The following is an 18014-nucleotide window of genomic DNA, read 5'->3' on the forward strand; positions in this document are numbered from 1 at the left end:
CGTCGTTGATCCTTTGAGCAGAGTTCGGACCGTGGTCAGAACTTCGCGATCGCCTTGAGTACCGAATCCGCGTTCGCGATGAGATCGGGCATGCGGGTCGGCAGTTCCTCCGCGTCGATGCTGTTCGTCTGCAATGCATCGGTCGGAATATCGCCCGACTTGATCGCGGCGATCACGCGTTCGAAATCCGCCGGCAGCGCGTTGCGGCTTGCGATCAACGTGGCTTCCCGCTTGTGAAACTCGGGATCCTCGAAAGTCAGCTCTCCGGGTGCCACGCCGACCAGCACCAGCGCGCCGCCGTGCGCCACCAGTCCGAGGCTGCGGCGCATGGCGGGAAGCGAACCGGTGGCGTCGACGACCACGTCGAACATGTCCCCGTGTGTCCGTTGACCGAGCACGTCTTCCAGATCTGCGTCCGCCGACACGCCGTCGAAGCCAAGCCGATCGCGCGCATATTCGAGCCGGGCCTGCCGGCGATCGACAAGGCTTACCTCGAAGCCGTTCAGCCGCCCGAAGAGCGCGGTTGCAATGCCGATCGGACCGGCACCGACGACGAGCATCCTCTCGCCACCCGCTGCCGGAGCGCGCGCCACCGCGTGCGCGCCGACCGCAAGGAACTCGACCATTGCGGCCTGGTCGGCCGAGAGCCCGTCGGCGTCGATCACCGCGCTTTCGGGGACGACCAGCATATCGCACATGCCGCCGTCGACATGGACGCCCAGCACCTTGATGTTGACGCACGCGTTGGGCTTGGCCTTGCGGCAAGCGATACAGGCGCCGCATGCGATATAAGGGTTGATCGTGACGAGCTGCCCGACGCGCAGCCCCGTCCCCGCGCCGAGCGCCGCGACTTCGCCGCTGAGTTCATGGCCCATGACGCGCGGATAGGTGAGGAACGGATGCCTGCCCGCGAAGATATGATAATCCGTACCGCACAGGCCGACCCTGCGGATGCGGACCACAACCTCGCCCGGCCCGGCGACCGGATCCTCCCTTAGAATCGAACCGAGACGAAACGGCTCCTGACAGACGATAGCACGCATGGTGGCGAGCCTCCTTTGCCGTCTCGTTGCACGGCGATTTTCGTATTTACAAGTTCATTTCCGCATACACGAGAACAGATACTCGATTTAGCAAGCCGGATCGGCAGCGCGCAGGTTTCACGGATTGGCGGTCGTTCGGGTTCGGACGCTGGCGGTCAGCCACCCGGTTGGTAGCCGAGACGATCCGAAATGCGCGAGGTCGCGGTTCGCAGCATCCCGCGCGCTGCGTCGATATCGACCTTCTGCGACCCGTCGATCAGCTCCAGAAAGGGGATCGTCAGCGCGGCGACGACGTTCCGGTCGAACCCGAATACGGGGAAGCTGATGTCCGTCACGCCGCGGGTTATCGGGCTTTTGCGACTGTCATACCCTGTCCGCCGGATGGCCGCGATTCGCTCCGCCAGCCAACTGCGGTCGACCGAGATTTCCTGCTCCTCTTCGGCCGCGCGAACGATCCGCTCGGTGCGCTGAAGATTCGAGAAGGCCAGGATCACCTGTCCCGAGCAACTCTGGATGATATCGATATGCGCCCCAACCTTGAGCGCGAACCCCCTCGTGCCGGGTTGCTCCTCCCGCGCCACCACCATTCCGCGGCTTCCGTTGGCCACGACGAGATGGCAGGACTGCCCAGCTTCGAGCGCCAGCGCCTGCATCTCCGGCATCGCCGCGCGAATGAGATCCTGCGAGGGGGTCGCGCGAAATGCGACGTCGAGAAGCTTGTACGTCGCGGTGTAGCGATCGGTTGCCTCTGACTTACGCAGATAACCGAGCTGCTCCATCACCACGACGATGCGAAAGAGCTCGCCGACCGTGCGGTTAAGATCGGCCGCCATCTCGGTGATCAATGCGCCCTCAGGCCTGGCCGCAAGCAGCTCGAAGACTTCGAATGCCTTCTCGATTGCGGGAGCGGCGTAGGTCCCCTTGAGCCCAGAACGTGCCATTATGCCTCTCAATCCATTCGGACGCACCGCAGCGGCGTGATCTCGCGCGGAAATCGGTGTCATGCAAGCTGGAACGTTTTGGTGCAGCGTCCGGGATCGTGGTCCTGGTCGACCGCCGACGTCCTGTGCGCAGGAATCGCGGAGGGCATGCCCGATTGGCGAACTTATAAGTTGAAAATCTATTTGCAAATATGCAATCGCTCCGCAACGGCGCGACCAGGACCGATTCTTTCTGGAGCCGCATGAGCGTCGCGATCGATCGGATGCACGGAGGCAGGGTGATGGTTACTTTCAGCAAGCGCGACGTCCTGCTGGCGCCGGCGGCCGCCTTAGGCCTGGGGCTGGCCGCGCGCGCGCGCGGCGCGAGCGATCGCGACGCCCTTCAGGACCTTCGGCTCGAGGTCGCGCCCGGTCGTTTCAAGCCGACCGTTGAATCGCTCAAGGCCTATCAGACCCCTGAATGGTTCCGTGACGCCAAACTCGGGATCTGGTCGCACTGGGGGCCTCAGTCGGTGGCCCGCCAAGGCGATTGGTATGCGCGCTTCATGTATGTGCCGGGTCACCCGCATTATGATCACCATGCCAAGACCTACGGCCACCCCTCCGAGTTCGGATACAAGGACATCCTCCCGCTCTGGAAAGCCGAGAAGTTCGATCCGGAAGCGCTGATGGACAAATATGCCGCAGCCGGCGCGAAATACTTCGTGACGATGGGCGTGCACCACGACAATTTCGACTTGTGGAAATCCAGGCACCATCGCTGGAACGCAGTCGCCATGGGGCCGAAGCGCGATATCGTCGGCGCCTGGAAGGCCGCGGCGAAGCGCCGGGGGCTTCGGTTCGGCGTGTCCGAGCATCTGGGCGCCAGCTATACCTGGTGGCATCCGAACCATCTCTACGATCAGTTCTGGCCGAAGCTGGGCGTGCGCTACGACGGCGCGGATCCGCGATACTCGGATCTCTATCACGACAACCGCGACGAACCGTACCTCAACACGCCGGCCAGCTGGTACACTCGGAACGCGAAATTTCACGCCCACTGGTTCGAACGCATCCGCGATCTGATCGACTCGTATCAGCCCGACCTACTCTATTCGGACGGCGGGCTGCCCTTCGGCGCGGTGGGGCGTTCGCTGCTCGCGCATCTGTACAACGGCAACATGGCGCGCAGCGGCGGCCTCGAGGCGGTGTACGCCAGCAAGGATTGGGGTGCAGGCGATTTCCACAAGGAATGGGGCGTGCAGGACGTCGAGCGCGGCGTGCTCAAGGGCATCAATCCTCTGCCCTGGCAAACCGACACGTCCAATGGCGACTGGTTCTTCAACGACCGCGACAAATACAAGACTGCGCCGGAAGTAATTGCCATGCTGGCGGATATCGTCAGCAAGAACGGCAACATGCTGCTCAACGTCGTGCAATATCCCGACGGCAGCCTGCCGCCCGAGTCTGAGCAGTTGCTGGCCGAGCTGACGACCTGGATGAAGGTCAATTCGGAGGCGATTCACGACACGCGGCCCTGGAAGGTGTTCGGCGAGGGACCGACCGAAGCCGCCGCGGGCATGTTCAAGGAAAAGGCCGACTATACCGCGCGGGATATCCGGTTCACCACCAAGGGCGACGCCCTTTATGCCATCACGCTCGGCCAACCCTCGGGCACGACCACGATCGCCGCACTCGCCGTCGGCAATCCGCTCGAGCCGCGTCGCGTGCAACGGGTCCGATTGCTTGGCCATCGCGCCCCGATCAACTTCCGGCAAACGAGCAGCGGATTGGCCCTCGAAATTCCCGATACGCTCCCCACGCGGCACGCCAGCGTCTTCAAGATCGACTTCTAGCGGACCGACCTCGGCGACACCGCGAAGTCGTTTGAACATAGGAGACAGTCTTGGAGCGCTTCACGGATTGCAGGGCTCTTCCCAGCGCGCGGAACCGCAAGCGGCGCCTTGCAATGCTGCTGGCACTCGGCATGGCGTGCAGCGTTCCCGCCGTGGCGGGGTCACCAACCATCCAGCAGGTTACCACCGACGAACAGAAGTCGGCGCTGAAAACCGCCAATAGCAATACCGCCCTTGCCCCGGAACTGCGCCTGTCGGAAGCGGACATGTCCTGGTGGCGCGACGCCAAGCTCGGCGTATTTGTCCATTGGGGGCTCTATGCCATTCCAGCCGTCGGCGAATGGCACATGTTCAACGACAAGGTGCCCGCCGCCGAATATGCGAAGCTGGCGCAGCGTTTCGCTCCCAAGCGCTACGATCCCGCGCATTGGGCGGCGATCGCGCGCGGCGCCGGCGCCCGCTACATCGTGCTTACTGCACGACATCATGACGGATTTGCCCTGTGGGACAGCCCCGGCAGCTTCGGCCGGTTCGACGCCATGCATTCCGCGGCCCGCCGCGACCTGGTGAAGCCGTTCGTCGAGGCGGCACGGCATCAGGGGCTGCGCGTGGGGCTCTATTATTCTCCGCTGGACTGGCGGTTCCCGGCCTATTTCCACATCCGCGAAATGCCGGAGAATGCGGCCGCCTTCCGCAAGCAGACCTATGACCAGGTCCGCGAGTTGACCACGCGCTACGGGCGCATCGATATCCTCTGGTATGATGGCGGATGGCTGGCGCACCAAGGCACCGACGCCGATGCCGCCTGGTTCTGGCGCCCGGAGATCCTGAATGCCGAAGTGCGACGGCATCAGCCCAAGGTAGTGATCAATCCGCGCTCCGGCTGGCAAGGAGATTTCGACACCGAGGAAGGAGCCGGCCCAATCGCGGGTCCGATCCGGCGCAAACCCTGGGAGAAGACCTTCTCGCTCAATCAGAAAGCCTGGGGATATACGCGCGAGCAGCAGCTCATGCCGCTGGATCGATTGAAGCGACTGTTCGTCGATGCCGTGATCCGTAACGGCAATTTGCACGTCAATGTCGGGCCCGATCCCGACGGCGTGGTCCCCGAAGGCCAGGAACGATTGCTCCATGCGTTCGGCGCCTGGAATAAACGCTACGGCGAAAGTCTTTTCGGAACGCGCCCGGGGCCGTTGCAGCCGGTGGACGGCAGCTACGGAACGACGCATCGCGGCCGAACGGTTTATCTGCACGTCCTGAGCTGGCCGCAGGAAACCCTGGCCATTCCCGCACTGCCCGGCCGTGTGTTGCGCGCCACCAACATGGTCGACGGCGAGAAAATCGCTCTGCAGCAGAGCCAAGGGGAAGTCAGGATCCGGGCCCCGCGCGCCCGGGATTCCGTCGATACGGTCCTGAAGCTTGAACTCGAGGCTCCAGGCGGCGGTACAGGTCGCTGATCCGTCAGGACGGCGCAATCATGTTCCCAGAATGGAAACCGCGCCCGCCCCCGCGATTGCAATCACGGAGACGGAACCGATGAATGGAATACCTACCCTGTTTGTCAAACAAAGCGGGCAAGCAGACGGATATAGGCCGACTGGTAGCCGTTCGAGTTTTCAGTGACCGACCATGAGTTCAGCGGCCAACTGTCGTTGAAGTCCTTGTAGGACTTCTGCGGGGGTTGGCCGGCTGGAGGTGAGGGTTTGGCCGACCCGCACGCCGAACTTACACCAGGGCAGCGGTTGTCCCAATCATAGGACGGGTTCGGCCCGCCGACCAGGAAGCCGGGAGCGGGGCCGTAAGTCGACGTCTTGACGTTGTCCCACTGGGCCGAACCGTTCCAGAACCAGGTGTGATAGAACTCATCGACCGAATTCTCGGCACCGAACGACCCCATGTTGGAGAGGTAAACCTTGCCCAGCGGATTAACGCCATGAAGATAATGGATGAAATGAGCGGCGGCGGCCATATTGGCTTCCGCTCCATGGGAGCCCAACCCATATCGGGCAAGATAGGCGAACATGTTGCCCTGGTGGCATTTTACGGCGTTACTGCCCCACACATAGTCCTTTAGATAGGCCATATAAGGGTCCGATCTGTTCGCGACGGCACCCCAATTGATATCGGATTCCATTCCGTTGACGTATATATTCCTGATGGAAGTGGCTGTCGAGGAAGTCGCTCCGGGCAGGCTCGCATGATAGAGCAATACCTGCTGGGTCTGCGGCTCGAAAGGATACACATAGTTCCATTGAATCAGATGGGTCTGAGTGTAATTTGCATCGACGAAACTATTGTAGACCGCGCTTCCGGTAAGATCATATAGGTAGATTGCCGCCGCGATCTTCAAGGTAAGCCGCCCATAGTCGTCGACTTCCTGCTGGCCGGCGCCAAGCCCTTCCGAGCCGTTCGAAGCATCATTGTTGCGAAAGGTGACATTGGGATTGGCGGCCGCCCAGTTCCAGGCGTTCTCGGCGCGCGCCCGAAGGCCCGACGCATAGGCCGTCAGCGCCGGGACGGTGCCCAATATCTTGGCCCCGAGCGCAAAGGCGCCTGCGGAGGCGAGCGTAGCCGAAGTGCTGGCCGGACCATAACGGCTGGGACCGGTTGCCGCCGACGGGGGGCTGGCGCCCGCGAGCCCCACGATCGACAGGACCGAGCCGTTGGGCTCCTGCATCCTGCAGAGCCAATCAAGGCCCCATTTCGCCTCGTCGAGAATATCCGGGATGCCGTTGCCCGATTCCGGAATATTGTAATCGTCGCGCCATGCCGATGGATTTTCCAGATAGGCGTGCAGCAGATCGATGACGTAGCTGGCCGTCCAACTTGTGTATTTGTTGAAATCCCCGGCGTCGTACCAGCCCCCGGACAGATCACGCTCGGCGGAGGCATCGTTGGGCGCGCTGTAGAGGCGAGCGTTCCTGTCCTGGAGCGGGCCGATGTGCGAGGCGCCATCCGCATAGCCGACGCCCGCGTTGGCGGCCGTCTTCTGCTGCCCGGCGCGCTGGTAGTAGAAGACGCGAACCGCGGCACGAAGGATGGGTGCGTAGACATCCGCGGCGATCTTGAACGTCGGCGATTTGACGTTGCGCTGGACGTCCCGAACGAAATAGTCACCGACGGCGGTGATCGCGCTGAAATCGAAATGCCACGCCTTGTCCCCGGATCCGGGGTCGGTCGCGCCGGCGTTCCAGGCGGTGGGACTCCCCGAATGAACCACGGCATTCGTCGTCGAGTTGACGAGTTCGTAGACGGTTCCCGGGACGAACGAATCGGAGGCGTCGAACCCGACTTGCGGATCTCGGATCACGGCTATTTTGGCTCGCGCCGGCAGATACCCGAATTGATCCACGACGATCGCCGGACCCAGCACCATGGTCGCGGCCGGCGCGGGAGTCGGTGTGGGAACAGGCACGGGCGTGGGCGAGCCACCGCCGCCGGTTCCCGCTCCCCCGCCACCCCCACCGCAACCGGCCAGGGCGAACGGAACGAGGCTGGCACCAGCGACGAGAAGCAGCTTTCGACGGCTGCTATCGAACGGGGCACTCTTCATCATTTTCTTCCCGATTGTGAATCTCGCCCTGGCGAGATAGCCCGCCGTCAGCCACCCCGCGGTCCCGCCTCCCACAATCAGGATCCGCCGGCCATCGGAAACCATGGATGCACTCCGAAAAAAGGGTGGCGGGCTTGTTACGGCCCGCCACCAGGAGGGTCTCAGAATGCCAGATTGATGCCGGTGCTGATGCGCCTGTCGCTCTGGAACCAGCTGCGGACGTACAGCGTGTCGTCGGGATACCCGCCCATCAAGGTGCGCGCCGTCGCGTTCAACAGATTGGTGCCCTGGACGGAGAACGAGAAGTTTTCGGTCACCTTGAAGCGCACACCCGCGTCGAGCGTGCCATAGGCATCGCCATAGACCGGCAAGGCGATCTGCACGCTTCGGGAAACACCGGGCCCCGAGAAGAAGCTATATTGCGGATTCGTCCCGTTGCTGTTGGTCGACTGGAGATATTTGGACCGCCACGAATAGGCGACCCGGAACGAGATCGGATTCCTCTCATACATCAGCGACACGTTGAAATTGTGCCGGGACATACCCTGTACCGGGGCATCGTTGTGCGACACCCCATCGATGTCGCGATACAGATCGCCGGGGTTCTTGCTGTCGATGAACGTGTAGTTGGCCTCGATGCCAAGGCCGCTGAGCAGGCCGGGCAGCATATCGAAGAAGGCCCGTCCGCCGATCTCGATGCCCTTGATCTTCGCCGGATCGACCGCGTTGGCGGCATCGGTCGCAGCCGCCAGTTCCTCCGAGCTCGAGCCGTCGGCGTAATGGACCGTGACCGGCTGCTGCGTGAGCGTGTAGATCGGAAGATTGGAGATGTGCTTGTAGAACGCGGCCACGTGGAACGTGGTGCCCGCTCGCGGATACCATTCGAACGACAGGTCGAAGTTGTTCGACATGGTCGGCTTGAGCGTCGGATTGCCCGAGTTCGTCGTGAAATTGACGAAGATCGGTGGAAGCCGCGGTGCGTTCGGATCGGTCGGATTGTTGGGATTGTCCACCGTTGTCACGCCGAGTCCGCCCGACGCCCGCAATGCGCTGAACGAGGCATTGTCCATGGTGATGTTGTAGCCGGCCCGGATCTTGGTCGACTCGCTCGGTGCGAAGCTCAAATTGACCGACGGAAGAAAGCGCGTGAACTTGGCGCCATTGCTGACGACCGCGGACCGCTCGGGAAGCGTCACGAGCGTTCCGTCGCGGAAGAACTGGTTCGCGCCCTGCGTATAATAGCCGGAGCTCCGGTTCTCGACGCGCACGACACGCACGCCGACGTTGCCCGAGATGCCGAGCCCATCCTCCTGGCCGAACCGCACCAGCGCGTAGCCCGCCCAGGTCCGCGTCAGATAGTCGGTCTGGTCTTGCGGCAGCACAAAGGCGCCGTTCGTGCGCGTATAGCCGGGCCCGCCATAGCCGGAAGCAGGCAGCGGCCCCGCGGACGAGCAATTGAAATAGGTGGCATTGCCCCAATCGAACGGACCGCAGAAGTTGACCGGCGGAGCCCGGTGAACGAGATCGCGGTCAAGCTGGCCGACCAGCGCCTGCGACGGGAACATAAGGTTGGCCGGCACCGGCAGGCCGCCGCGGAAGAAGTCCTTGAAGACATGCTTCTCGATATCGCCCGGCGCCGCATTGGCGAACGTCAGCTGCGGAGCGTTGACGGTTGCGCTTCCGTTCCAGCCGCGGCCGAGCGCCGACCAGTTGAAGCCGGTGTTGAGGTCGCGCTCGGTCCGCTCGGCCCAGCGCCCGCCGATCTTCACGGATTTGAAGAACCCGTCGCCGAACTTGTACTCGAGATCGAGGTTCGCCGAGTCGAGTCGGCCCGTATTGTCGACGGTGTTCGGCATCGTAGCCGTCCAGAAATAATTCGCCGGATTGTCGAAGCCCGTGGTCGCGCTCTGCGGCAAGGTGACCTGCGGTAGGTTGCCCGTGAGGTCTAGGCCGAAGCTCGAGGGGAAGGCGACGTCGCGGAAGATGTTGAGGGCATCGCTGTTCGCGGTGGAATCGACGCGCTGGATCGCGCCCCGGATCGCCAGCGGGCTATCGGACGGCGCCCATTCGAACGACAGCGCGTAATCGCGGGTGAGCGAGTCACTCTTTGAAAAGGCGCTGTTGCCGCCGCTGTTGATGGCCGAACCATTCGGCAGGAAGGTCCCCGTATCGCGGGTGAAAACCGAATCCGAGGACAGCAGGCCGCCGATGCTGTCGAACTTGCTCGTCGCCGGATCGACGCCGAGGGTTTGCGACGTGACGAAGGAGCCCCAGCTCTTGAGCTTATTCTTGTAGCGCGACTGGAAGAAGGTTCCGGTCAGCGTCAGCGCGTCGCTCGGCGCCCATTGCACCGCGCCATAGATGCCGCTCCGCTTGCGCTGGAACCGCTCCTCGCCATAGTCGAAGCCGCCCGGGATGAAGTAGCTCGCGCCACCGACCGTCGTCCGGAAATAGGGCTCCATCCGGAAGAACTGCGAGCTGGAGGAGAATTGGCTATATGCCACATCGGCAAGGATGCCGATGTCGCCGATCGGCGTGGACCAGCGGCCGGCGATGAGGCCCGACCCGGCCATATCGGCTTTTTGCGCCAGATCCCCCATGCTGAGCTCGCCCGTGGCGGCGAAATGCCATCCCTCGGAATAGTCGAAGGGAAGTTTCGTGCGCAGGTCGATCTGGCCGCCGGTGCCGCCCTCGATCAGATCGGCCGTCGAGGCCTTGTACACGTCGACCGCGGCCATCAGCTCGGGGGTGACGTCGCCCCACAGCAATGCGCGGCCGTTGTTGGCGCTGAAGATCTCGCGGCCATTGAGGCGCGACGCGACACCTGAAAGGCCGCGGACCTGGACGCCCGAACCTTCGACCGAGAAGTGGTCCGGATCGCCCAGCGCGGCAAAGCGGACGATCGTAACGCCCGCTACGCGCTGCAGCACTTCGGTGATCGAGTTGTCGGGGAGCTTGCCTGCCTCGTCCGACACGACCGAGTCGATGATGGTCTCGCTGTTGCGCTTGCGCTCGTCGGCCGCCTGAAGCGCCGCGCGTCGCCCGGTGACGACGATCGCGTCCTGGGCGTCCTGATCACTCGGCTCGGGAGTATCCTGCGAAGCCGCGGGAGCGCCTTGCGACACTGTTTCTTCCGTGGGCTCCGCAGCCCAGGCGGGCGTCGCAAGCCCCGCCGCGACCAACGCGCACAGAGATACTCCGGCACGCGAGAAACTCCGCATGCGGCGCGACGTCATATTCTCGCTCATTCTTATCATCTCAGCAGCCTCCCCAACCCGGCTCCTCTTGAAGCCGCTTCTTGAACCTCTGGAGGGCGCGCCAGTGCTTATGTCCGGTGCGGCCCTTTTCCGTCCTCGCATGTTCTTTTTATCTACGAAAACAGAAATCTCCTAATGAGATTCATGCAGATCTGCAACAGCTTTGATTTCTCTCGCGCACTGTGGCTGGATAGCTACATGGCCAACCGCAGAGAGGAAGCGGATCCGAGAACTAAGGTACGAAGATTCGGGCTGTTTCTAACGATCTGGGGCGAGCTGTGAGTAACCGTGGGGAGCCATCCCTCACCACAGACACGCCCCAACGCGGCGCCTGCAGAATTGGCATATTCGAGTTGTATATTTTATATATGGAATCAAAGCTCGTTATCGACTCAAGCTAGCACCCATCGAAACGGCCGCGCCGCCTCCCCAGCTGCCAGTCCTGGATCCATCACATCAACGCGTGCGGTGGCGGAACTCATTGCGAAGCTCTCTGCCGAGCGGTCGCGCCGTGGACCCTGCGTCAAACGAGTCGAGCTTCACCGCTTGCGGATGGCATGCGACCTATTGGCCGTGAATCCGAATGCGGTGGGCCCCGCCGCGTCGCTTTCAACCCGATCGCTCGACATCGGAGCGAGGCGGCCGCCACCCTCTTCTTCCTTCCAATCGATCCCGTGCGAATGGCGAGAACGAAGGCACTTCGCTGACGTCACTGGCCCCGGGCCGATGGCAATCTATCGGCAACCAGGCCTCGCCCCATCATCCACCGACCGGCTTGAAGCGCGGATCGTAGCGGATGTGGCAGGCGTCGCAGGCCGCATCCAGCTTCTCGCCGGCGCTGAAGAAGGCCTGCTTGTCCTGCTTCTCGGCTGCCTTGGCAGCCTCGATCGCGACCTTGCGCACCGCTTCCACGGCGCGGTCCCATTCGGCCTCGCGCACGCGGCGCCTGGGCACGAGAAGCGTGTTGGTCACTTCGGCTAGCGTCAGCGCCGCGCTTTCGGCCTTCTCCCATTCCTCGTCGTTCTTGGGGAAGAGCGAATGCTCGCCGGCCGCGTCGACGACGGAGCCCTGGCGCTCCCAGATGCCGTCCGCCGAATATTGCAGCACGTGCACCATCAGCTCGTTGAGCGGGAGCTCGGCGTAATAAGGAGCGTCGTCCGCCGCGGCCTGGGCCAGCGGCTCATCCTGCGCGGCCTGGCGGTTCGCCGCCTCGGGTGCGCTGCACGCCGCCATGGCGAGCAGAAGCGCCGCGGCCAGCGGCGGGAGCGCCTTCGCCTGCCGCTGGCCGAGCCGCATCTTCGACCATTTCCTCTGGAGCCGTCGCGACATATCGGAAGCCTCCAAGATCAGAGCCGCGAGCGGAAGGAGACGATCAGCGTCCGGGGAGCGCCCCAGGTGACCGATTGCGCCGCGCTGTTCGACCAGGTGCTGGCGCTGGTATAATATTCCTGGTCGAACAGGTTCCTGACGAGCAGCGCGGCTTCCCAGCTGCGGTCCTCCGCGCCGAAGCCCAGGCCGAGATTGGTCAGGTTATAGGCGTCCTGATAGGTGAAGGCCGCGTGATTGTCGTTCTGGTAATAGCCCGAACGGAACGCGTTCGCGATCGTGATGCGCCCCAGATAGCCGCCGATCGGCACGCTGTAATTGAGCCCATAGCTCAGCGTCAGCCTGGGAACGCCGGTGACCTGCTTCCCCTCCAGGTCGAAGAACTCGGTGGCGGCGATCTCGGGACGCTGCGCCAGCCACTGAGTCTCGTACTTCGCCAGATTATAGGCGCCGGCGAAATTCAGGGTCAGGTGGCGGCTGTGCCGATACTGCGTCTGCAGCTCGATGCCCTTGGCCCCGATCCGCTCGACATTGCCCCAGCCGCTGATGAAGCTGCCGGGCCGCCGCGGATCCTCGCGTTGCCACGATGCCTGGTAGTTCTTGATCCGCGTATAATAGCCGTTGATGTTGAACTGGAGCCGCCGGTCGAAGAAGGCGCTCTTCAGGCCCAGCTCGATGTCATAGGTCTGCTCGGGCTTGATATGGCTTTCGGTGGCGGTCTCGTCGGTGGCGAAGAAGATGAAGCCGGACTTCACGCCCTTTCCCAGCGAGGAATAGAGCAGGATGTCGTCGGTGACGTCGTAGCTCAGCCCGATATTGGCGGCGGTGAGGTCGGCCTCGATCGGATTGCCGTCGCGCCAGCCGAAGGCCGGGTCGATCTGGCCGTCGCGGATCGCCTGTGCGGCCGCGATCTGGGCGCCGCTCGCGTTCAGGGCGGTGCCCAGCGCCGTCAGGTTCTCGCCCGGCCGGTCGAGCTCGTGCGACACCCGGTTGGTCTTCTTCTCGTGCGTCTGCCGCACCCCGAAGTTCAATGTGAAGCCCTTGGCGAAACGCCAGTCGGCCTGGGCATAAGCCGCAAGGCTCTCCACCCGGGCATCGGTCACCCGCGAATTGTAGACGCCGTCCAGCGACTTCCGGAGCAGCTCCCGGCCGGCGCCGTCGGCGATCAGGGTGCGGAACTGCGTGGCGCTCGCATACCAGGCGCCGGCATCCTGCCCGTAATAGCTCGGATCGTCGCTGTAGACGCGGGCGTTCAGATAATAGACGCCGCCCTGATAGTCGAAGGACCCGCCGCCCGGCGACGTGAGCCGCAGCTCCTGCGAGAACTGGCGGTTCCACAGCTGCTGGCCGCCATTGCTGATGTAGAATTGGCCGTATTGGCCGCCATTCTTGATGTCGAAATCCTGGTAGCGATAGGCGGTGATCGAGGTCAGCGTGTGCCCGCCGAGATTCCAGTCGAGCGTGGCCTGGATGCCCCATTGGTTGGTGATCTGCGGCCGTGCCTCGGAATTCGCGATGTCGGTGGTGCCCAACGGGGGCTGGTAGACGGTCCCGTCGGCATTGTGGAACCACGCCGCCTTCTGGGTGAAGCGGCCGAGATAACCGTAAGTGGCATAGGTCCCCACCGGCGAATAGGCGATGGGCGTGAGGATCGGGCGCGCACTGCCGTCGGCATAGGTCGCCGGGCCGTTCGAAATCAGCGTGTTGCCGGTGTTGACCCGCTCGTCGGAGCGCAATTTGTCCGCGATGATGCGCGCCGTGAAATTGTCCGACGGCTTCCAGAGCAGCTGTGCGCGGCCCGCCAGCTTGTTGCTCTCGCGCCACGTCTCCTTCGCCCGGCCGAACGACTGATAGGTGTTGGTGTAGATGCCGTTGCTGCGATCGGCGACGAAGTTGACGCGATAGGCGAGCGTGTCACCGACCAGCGGCCCGGTCGCCGAGAATTTGCCGCTCAGCGTGTTCAGGTCGCCCGCGAAGATCTCGAAGCTGTGCTGGCTGTCGAAGCTGGGCGCCTTGGTGACGATATTGATCGCGCCGAGCGAGGAATTCTTGCCGAGCAGCGTCCCCTGCGGCCCGTTGAGCACTTCGATCCGGTCGAGGTCGACATAGTCGCTCCACGCCTGCCCCGAATAATAAAGCGTGACGCCGTCGACGATGACCGCGACGCTCTGCTCCATCGAATCGTTGGCGCCGCCGCGGCCGAGACCGCGGATCGACGGGCTCACCTTGCGGGCATTCTCGCCGGGATTGTTGAGCTGAAGGTTGGGGACCTTGGCGGGCAGGTCCCAGATCGACTTGATGTCCTCGCGGTCGAGCGTGTCGCCGCCCAGCACCGTGATGGGGAGGGGCACATCCTGGGCAAGCTCCTGCCGGTTGCGTGCGGACACCACGATCTCGTCCCCGCCCCGCGGCTGCTCGGCCACGGCGGCAGCGGGCGTCGGCGCCGGATCGGCCGACGCGCCGACCGCCGCCAGCTGCGGTGCTTCGACCGGTGTGGAGCCCGATCCCTCGCCCAGGCGCCGCTTGAGCGCTTCGATCTCCTTGCGCAGTTCCTGGTTCTCGATCTGCAGATCGCGTTCGCGCGCGTCGGGCGCGGTCTGCGCATGCGCGGGAACCCCGGCGAGCATAAAGATCGATATCGCCGCCCCTGCGTGGAGCACGTTCCTTTTCCTGCGGACGGAGGCGGCGCGACCCTTGACGTGATTCACTTCTGGTTCCCCCGGAAATCAGAGTACAAGTTGCCGTCGCGGCAATCGCTGTGACTGCCGCGTGCAGAGACGATCCATGTTCGGCGGACAGACGAGATCGTCGAACCAAAGCCCGTTGGCTTCGCGCATCGTCTATGGAACCGGCGAAAGGGCGGACGGAACCGATAATTGGGCATTTAGATAGAAGCTTTGCATCTATCCGCGCGGGCCCCGGGGGAGTGCCGGACGCCCAAAGCACTTCGCGTCACATTCTAATGAGCAATGTTTGGTTCTGCCCCACGCCTCTCGGGCCTAGTGCCATGCGATCGATACGACCGCGCGGGAGAGTGCATTGTCCCAGTTGATGGCCTGGCTGCAGTTCGTGTTCGGGGCGCATCGCGACGCGGCGGGGCATGTGCTGTCCGATACGTCGTTCAGCGCCCAGCTCCAGTCCTCGGAGCAACTGTGGATGCTGCTCGAGGGCGCGCATGTCCTGACGCTGATGTTGTTCGCGGGGACGATCCTGTTCGTCGATCTCCGGCTGCTCGGTCTCGTGCTGCGCGGCACGCCGGTGTCGAAGGTCACTGCCGGCATCCTTCCCTACACGGTCGGCGGGTTTGCCGTGATGCTGATCACCGGGCTCGCATTGTTCTTCGCCAACCCGTTCGAATATTATCACAATTTCATCTTCCGCCTGAAGATCGGCTTCCTGCTCGCGGCGGCGGTCAACATCTTCCTGTTCCACCACCGCGTTCAGGCCGATCGCGAGAGCTGGGACCTCGCGCCTCGGCCGCCGGCATCGGCCCGCGCCTCCGCGGCGGTCTCGCTCAGCCTGTGGATCGTGGTGATCGTCGCGGGCCGCTACGTCGCCTATGACTGGTTCCGCTGCGAGACCGCCACCGGCTTCGCCGCAGCCGCCGCGCAATGCGGGGAACATGACGCGACGCTCGCCGCGATCGCGCCGGAGCTCGCGCAATGAGCGCCGCCATCCGCGACTTCGCGCCCGCGCTGGCCGCGCAGATCGATAAGATCTCGCAGCTGCCCTTCATCCGCTACGTCAACGAGACGGTGTGGATCTTCGCGATCGTCGAGACCGCGCATCTGCTGTTCCTCGCCATTCTGGGCGGCGCAGTGCTGATCCTCAATTTGAGGCTGCTCGGCGCGACGCTCGGCGGGCTGCCGGCGCGGGAAGTGGAACGCGCCACGCGTCCCTGGCTCATCACCGGCATCGCGGGAACGGTCGCGACCGGCTTCGCGATGGGGCTGACCGCGGTCAACACGATGCTCGGAAGCGCGGCCTTCCTGGTCAAGATGGTGGCGCTGGTCGCCGCGATCCTGTTCAGCCTGGCGGTGGTGCGCGCGGCGCGGCGCGACGATCCCGCCACTGCCGACGCAGGTGCCGGCGGCAGCGTCCTCGCGGTCTTCGCGACGATATGGTGGCTCGCCTCGCTGTGGCTGTTCATGGCCGGCGAGGGCCTGCGGTCGGGCGCGTTCCTGGTGGCGCTGGCCGGCTTCGTCCTGTTCGCCGCGCTGACCACCCGCTGGCGCCGCCTCTATCTCCTCGGCCTCGCGGCGATCCTAGGCGGGGGTATCCTCGCGGTCGAATGGATCAGCGGCGACGGCGCGCAGGGGCCGGTCTGGCTTCCCTTCGCCCCCATCATAGGCGCCACGGCGCTGGTGGCGGCGGTGAGCGCGCTCGAGCGGCGCGAGCCCGGGCGAGTCGCCTCTTCCCCCGCGCGGCTGACAGCCTTCGCCTCGACGCTGGCATGGATCACGGTGGCCGCGGCCGGGCGCTGGATCGGCTTCAGCTGACCCTCTTCCCGTGTTGCAAAGACAAGCGGCATCGGCGCTTCGCCGGTGCCGCTTTCGTGCTGCGACTTCGCCGCCGGGGCTTATCGCTCCAGCTAATATGGATCGAACGACACGTTCGTTCCGTTTGGCCGCGCCGGCCCATAGGCCCCTCATGAACTTGTCCAGCTCTGGGGGTTACGCATGTCTGAGAGTCGCACCGGATCCGTCATCTTCTCCAAGCGTGTCGGCCGCCTGGCCGGCGCTGCGCTGATCGCGCTCGCCGCCGCGCAGGGCACCGCTTTCGCCCAGTCCGCGCCCGCCGCGCAGCCGGAAGCGAAGGCGCCGGTGCTCGATCGCGCGCAGGTCGACGCGCTGCTCGCCACGCCGGACAAGGTGACGTTCATCGACGTGCGGCGCGCGGACGAGATCGCGGCGTCCGGAACCGTGCCGGTCTATCTCAACATCCAGGTTTCGGAGCTCGACCGGTTCCTGCCCTATATCCCGCGCGACCGGCAGATCGTGACCATCTCGAACCATGCCGGCCGCGCCGGCAGGGCGGCTTCGGTGCTGCGGGACGGCGGGTTCAATGTGGTCGGCGCGGTCGGCATCGAGGATTATGCCGCGAAGGGCGGCACGCTCTACGGCAAGAAGTTCGTAACGCCGGCGATCGCGGGCGTAGTCGCCGCCGACACGCGCGTCCAGGTCGTGCGCGAGGGCTTCGAGGGAACCGAGGGCCCGGTGGCGCTGCCCGACGGCTCGCTGCTCTTCACCGAGAACCGCGCCGACCGCATCGTCAGGATCGCACCCAACGGCGCGGCTTCCACCTATCTCGAGAAGACCGGAGGCGCGAATGCGCTGGCGCTGAACGCCAAGGGCGAATTGTTCGCGGTCCAGACCGCGCCGTCGGCGATCGCGGTGCTGCAGCCGACGCCCAAGGTGCTGGCGGCGAAATATGAGGGCAAGCCGCTCAACCGGCCCAATGATTTCGCGCTCGCGCGCGCCGGCGACATCTATTTCTCCGACCCCGGCGCCAATCCGGGCAACGGCGCGCAGGCGCCGGCGACCCCGGCGAAGTCGGGCTTCTACTGGCTCGACCGGCGCGGCAAGCTGCACCTGGCGGCGGACGACATCCGCCGGCCCAACGGCGTCGCGCTGAGCGCCGACGAGAAGACCGTCTATGTCGCCAACACCGCGGGCGAGTATCTGATCGCCTTCACCGTGAAGCCCGACGGCAGCCTCGCCGAGCGGCGCGACTTCGCCAGGCTCGCCGGCTTCAAGCAGGAAGCGACCACTGCCAGCAGCGGCGCCGACGGCATCGTCTCCGACGAGGCGGGCCGCGTCTATGTGGCCACCAATGCCGGCATCGAGATCTTCTCGCCACAGGGCGAGGCGCTCGGCACGATCGCATTACCCAAGAAGCCGCAGAACCTCGCCTTCGCCGGCAAGGATCGCACGCAGCTCTATGCCGTCGGCCGCGGCTCGGTGTTCCGCATCGCCACCCTCACGCACGGCGTCGACCGGCCGGGCAAATGACGCCCGGTCGCCTCGCCGGCACTCGGCGTGCCGGGAGGCGCGCAATTC

The 18014-nt window shown here is 64.3% G+C and carries 11 protein-coding genes; 5 read left to right on the forward strand and 6 right to left on the reverse strand.

The features are described 5' to 3' along the window. Positions 1-35 precede the first annotated feature (35 nt). Both MT490_RS10965 and MT490_RS10970 read right to left on the reverse strand, forming a co-directional pair. Positions 36-1043 (reverse strand): zinc-binding alcohol dehydrogenase family protein, encoded by a 1008-nt coding sequence (locus MT490_RS10965; RefSeq protein ID WP_297387219.1) that lies wholly within the window; start codon positions 1041-1043, stop codon positions 36-38. Between the two features lie 155 nt (positions 1044-1198). Beyond that, positions 1199-1984: an IclR family transcriptional regulator gene (locus MT490_RS10970; protein ID WP_297387222.1), complete on the reverse strand. Its 786-nt coding sequence runs from the start codon at positions 1982-1984 to the stop codon at positions 1199-1201. 281 nt (positions 1985-2265) lie between these two features. Here MT490_RS10970 and MT490_RS10975 point away from each other — a divergent pair, with 281 nt between their 5' ends. Together MT490_RS10975 and MT490_RS10980 are read left to right on the forward strand one after the other, a co-directional pair. Further along, the gene (locus MT490_RS10975; protein WP_297387224.1) at positions 2266-3819 is read left to right on the forward strand and encodes an alpha-L-fucosidase; all 1554 of its coding nucleotides are present in this window, start codon (positions 2266-2268) and stop codon (positions 3817-3819) included. A 113-nt stretch (positions 3820-3932) separates the two neighbouring features. Next, on the forward strand, positions 3933-5276 hold the full coding sequence (locus tag MT490_RS10980) for an alpha-L-fucosidase (protein WP_297387226.1): 1344 nt from the start codon (positions 3933-3935) through the stop codon (positions 5274-5276). Between the two features lie 104 nt (positions 5277-5380). On the opposite strand, the gene MT490_RS10985 is transcribed toward MT490_RS10980, so the two are convergent. From MT490_RS10985 to MT490_RS11000, 4 genes are all read right to left on the reverse strand, one after another. Next, on the reverse strand, positions 5381-7477 hold the full coding sequence (locus tag MT490_RS10985; RefSeq protein ID WP_297387229.1) for a glycoside hydrolase family 9 protein: 2097 nt from the start codon (positions 7475-7477) through the stop codon (positions 5381-5383). Positions 7478-7533: 56 nt separating this feature from the next. After that, positions 7534-10497, reverse strand: a complete 2964-nt coding sequence (locus tag MT490_RS10990) for a TonB-dependent receptor (RefSeq protein WP_297387233.1) — start codon at positions 10495-10497, stop codon at positions 7534-7536. An 891-nt stretch (positions 10498-11388) separates the two neighbouring features. Further along, positions 11389-11958, reverse strand: coding sequence for a hypothetical protein (locus tag MT490_RS10995; RefSeq protein WP_297387235.1), 570 nt, complete (start codon positions 11956-11958; stop codon positions 11389-11391). A 17-nt stretch (positions 11959-11975) separates the two neighbouring features. Further along, positions 11976-14615 (reverse strand): TonB-dependent receptor, encoded by a 2640-nt coding sequence (locus tag MT490_RS11000; RefSeq protein WP_297387237.1) that lies wholly within the window; start codon positions 14613-14615, stop codon positions 11976-11978. 379 nt (positions 14616-14994) lie between these two features. On the opposite strand from MT490_RS11000, the gene MT490_RS11005 reads away from it, so the two are divergent. From MT490_RS11005 to MT490_RS11015, 3 genes are all read left to right on the forward strand, one after another. Further along, positions 14995-15621 (forward strand): DUF6644 family protein, encoded by a 627-nt coding sequence (locus MT490_RS11005; RefSeq protein ID WP_297387240.1) that lies wholly within the window; start codon positions 14995-14997, stop codon positions 15619-15621. After that, on the forward strand, positions 15618-16454 hold the full coding sequence (locus MT490_RS11010; protein WP_297387244.1) for a DUF6644 family protein: 837 nt from the start codon (positions 15618-15620) through the stop codon (positions 16452-16454). The genes MT490_RS11005 and MT490_RS11010 overlap by 4 nt, the downstream gene beginning before the upstream one ends. 180 nt (positions 16455-16634) lie before the next feature. Next, positions 16635-17966: an SMP-30/gluconolactonase/LRE family protein gene (locus MT490_RS11015; protein ID WP_297387247.1), complete on the forward strand. Its 1332-nt coding sequence runs from the start codon at positions 16635-16637 to the stop codon at positions 17964-17966. The last annotated feature ends 48 nt before the right edge of the window (positions 17967-18014 follow it).

This window comes from Sphingomonas sp., from assembly GCF_026460985.1.
Lineage (GTDB): Bacteria > Pseudomonadota > Alphaproteobacteria > Sphingomonadales > Sphingomonadaceae > Sphingomonas.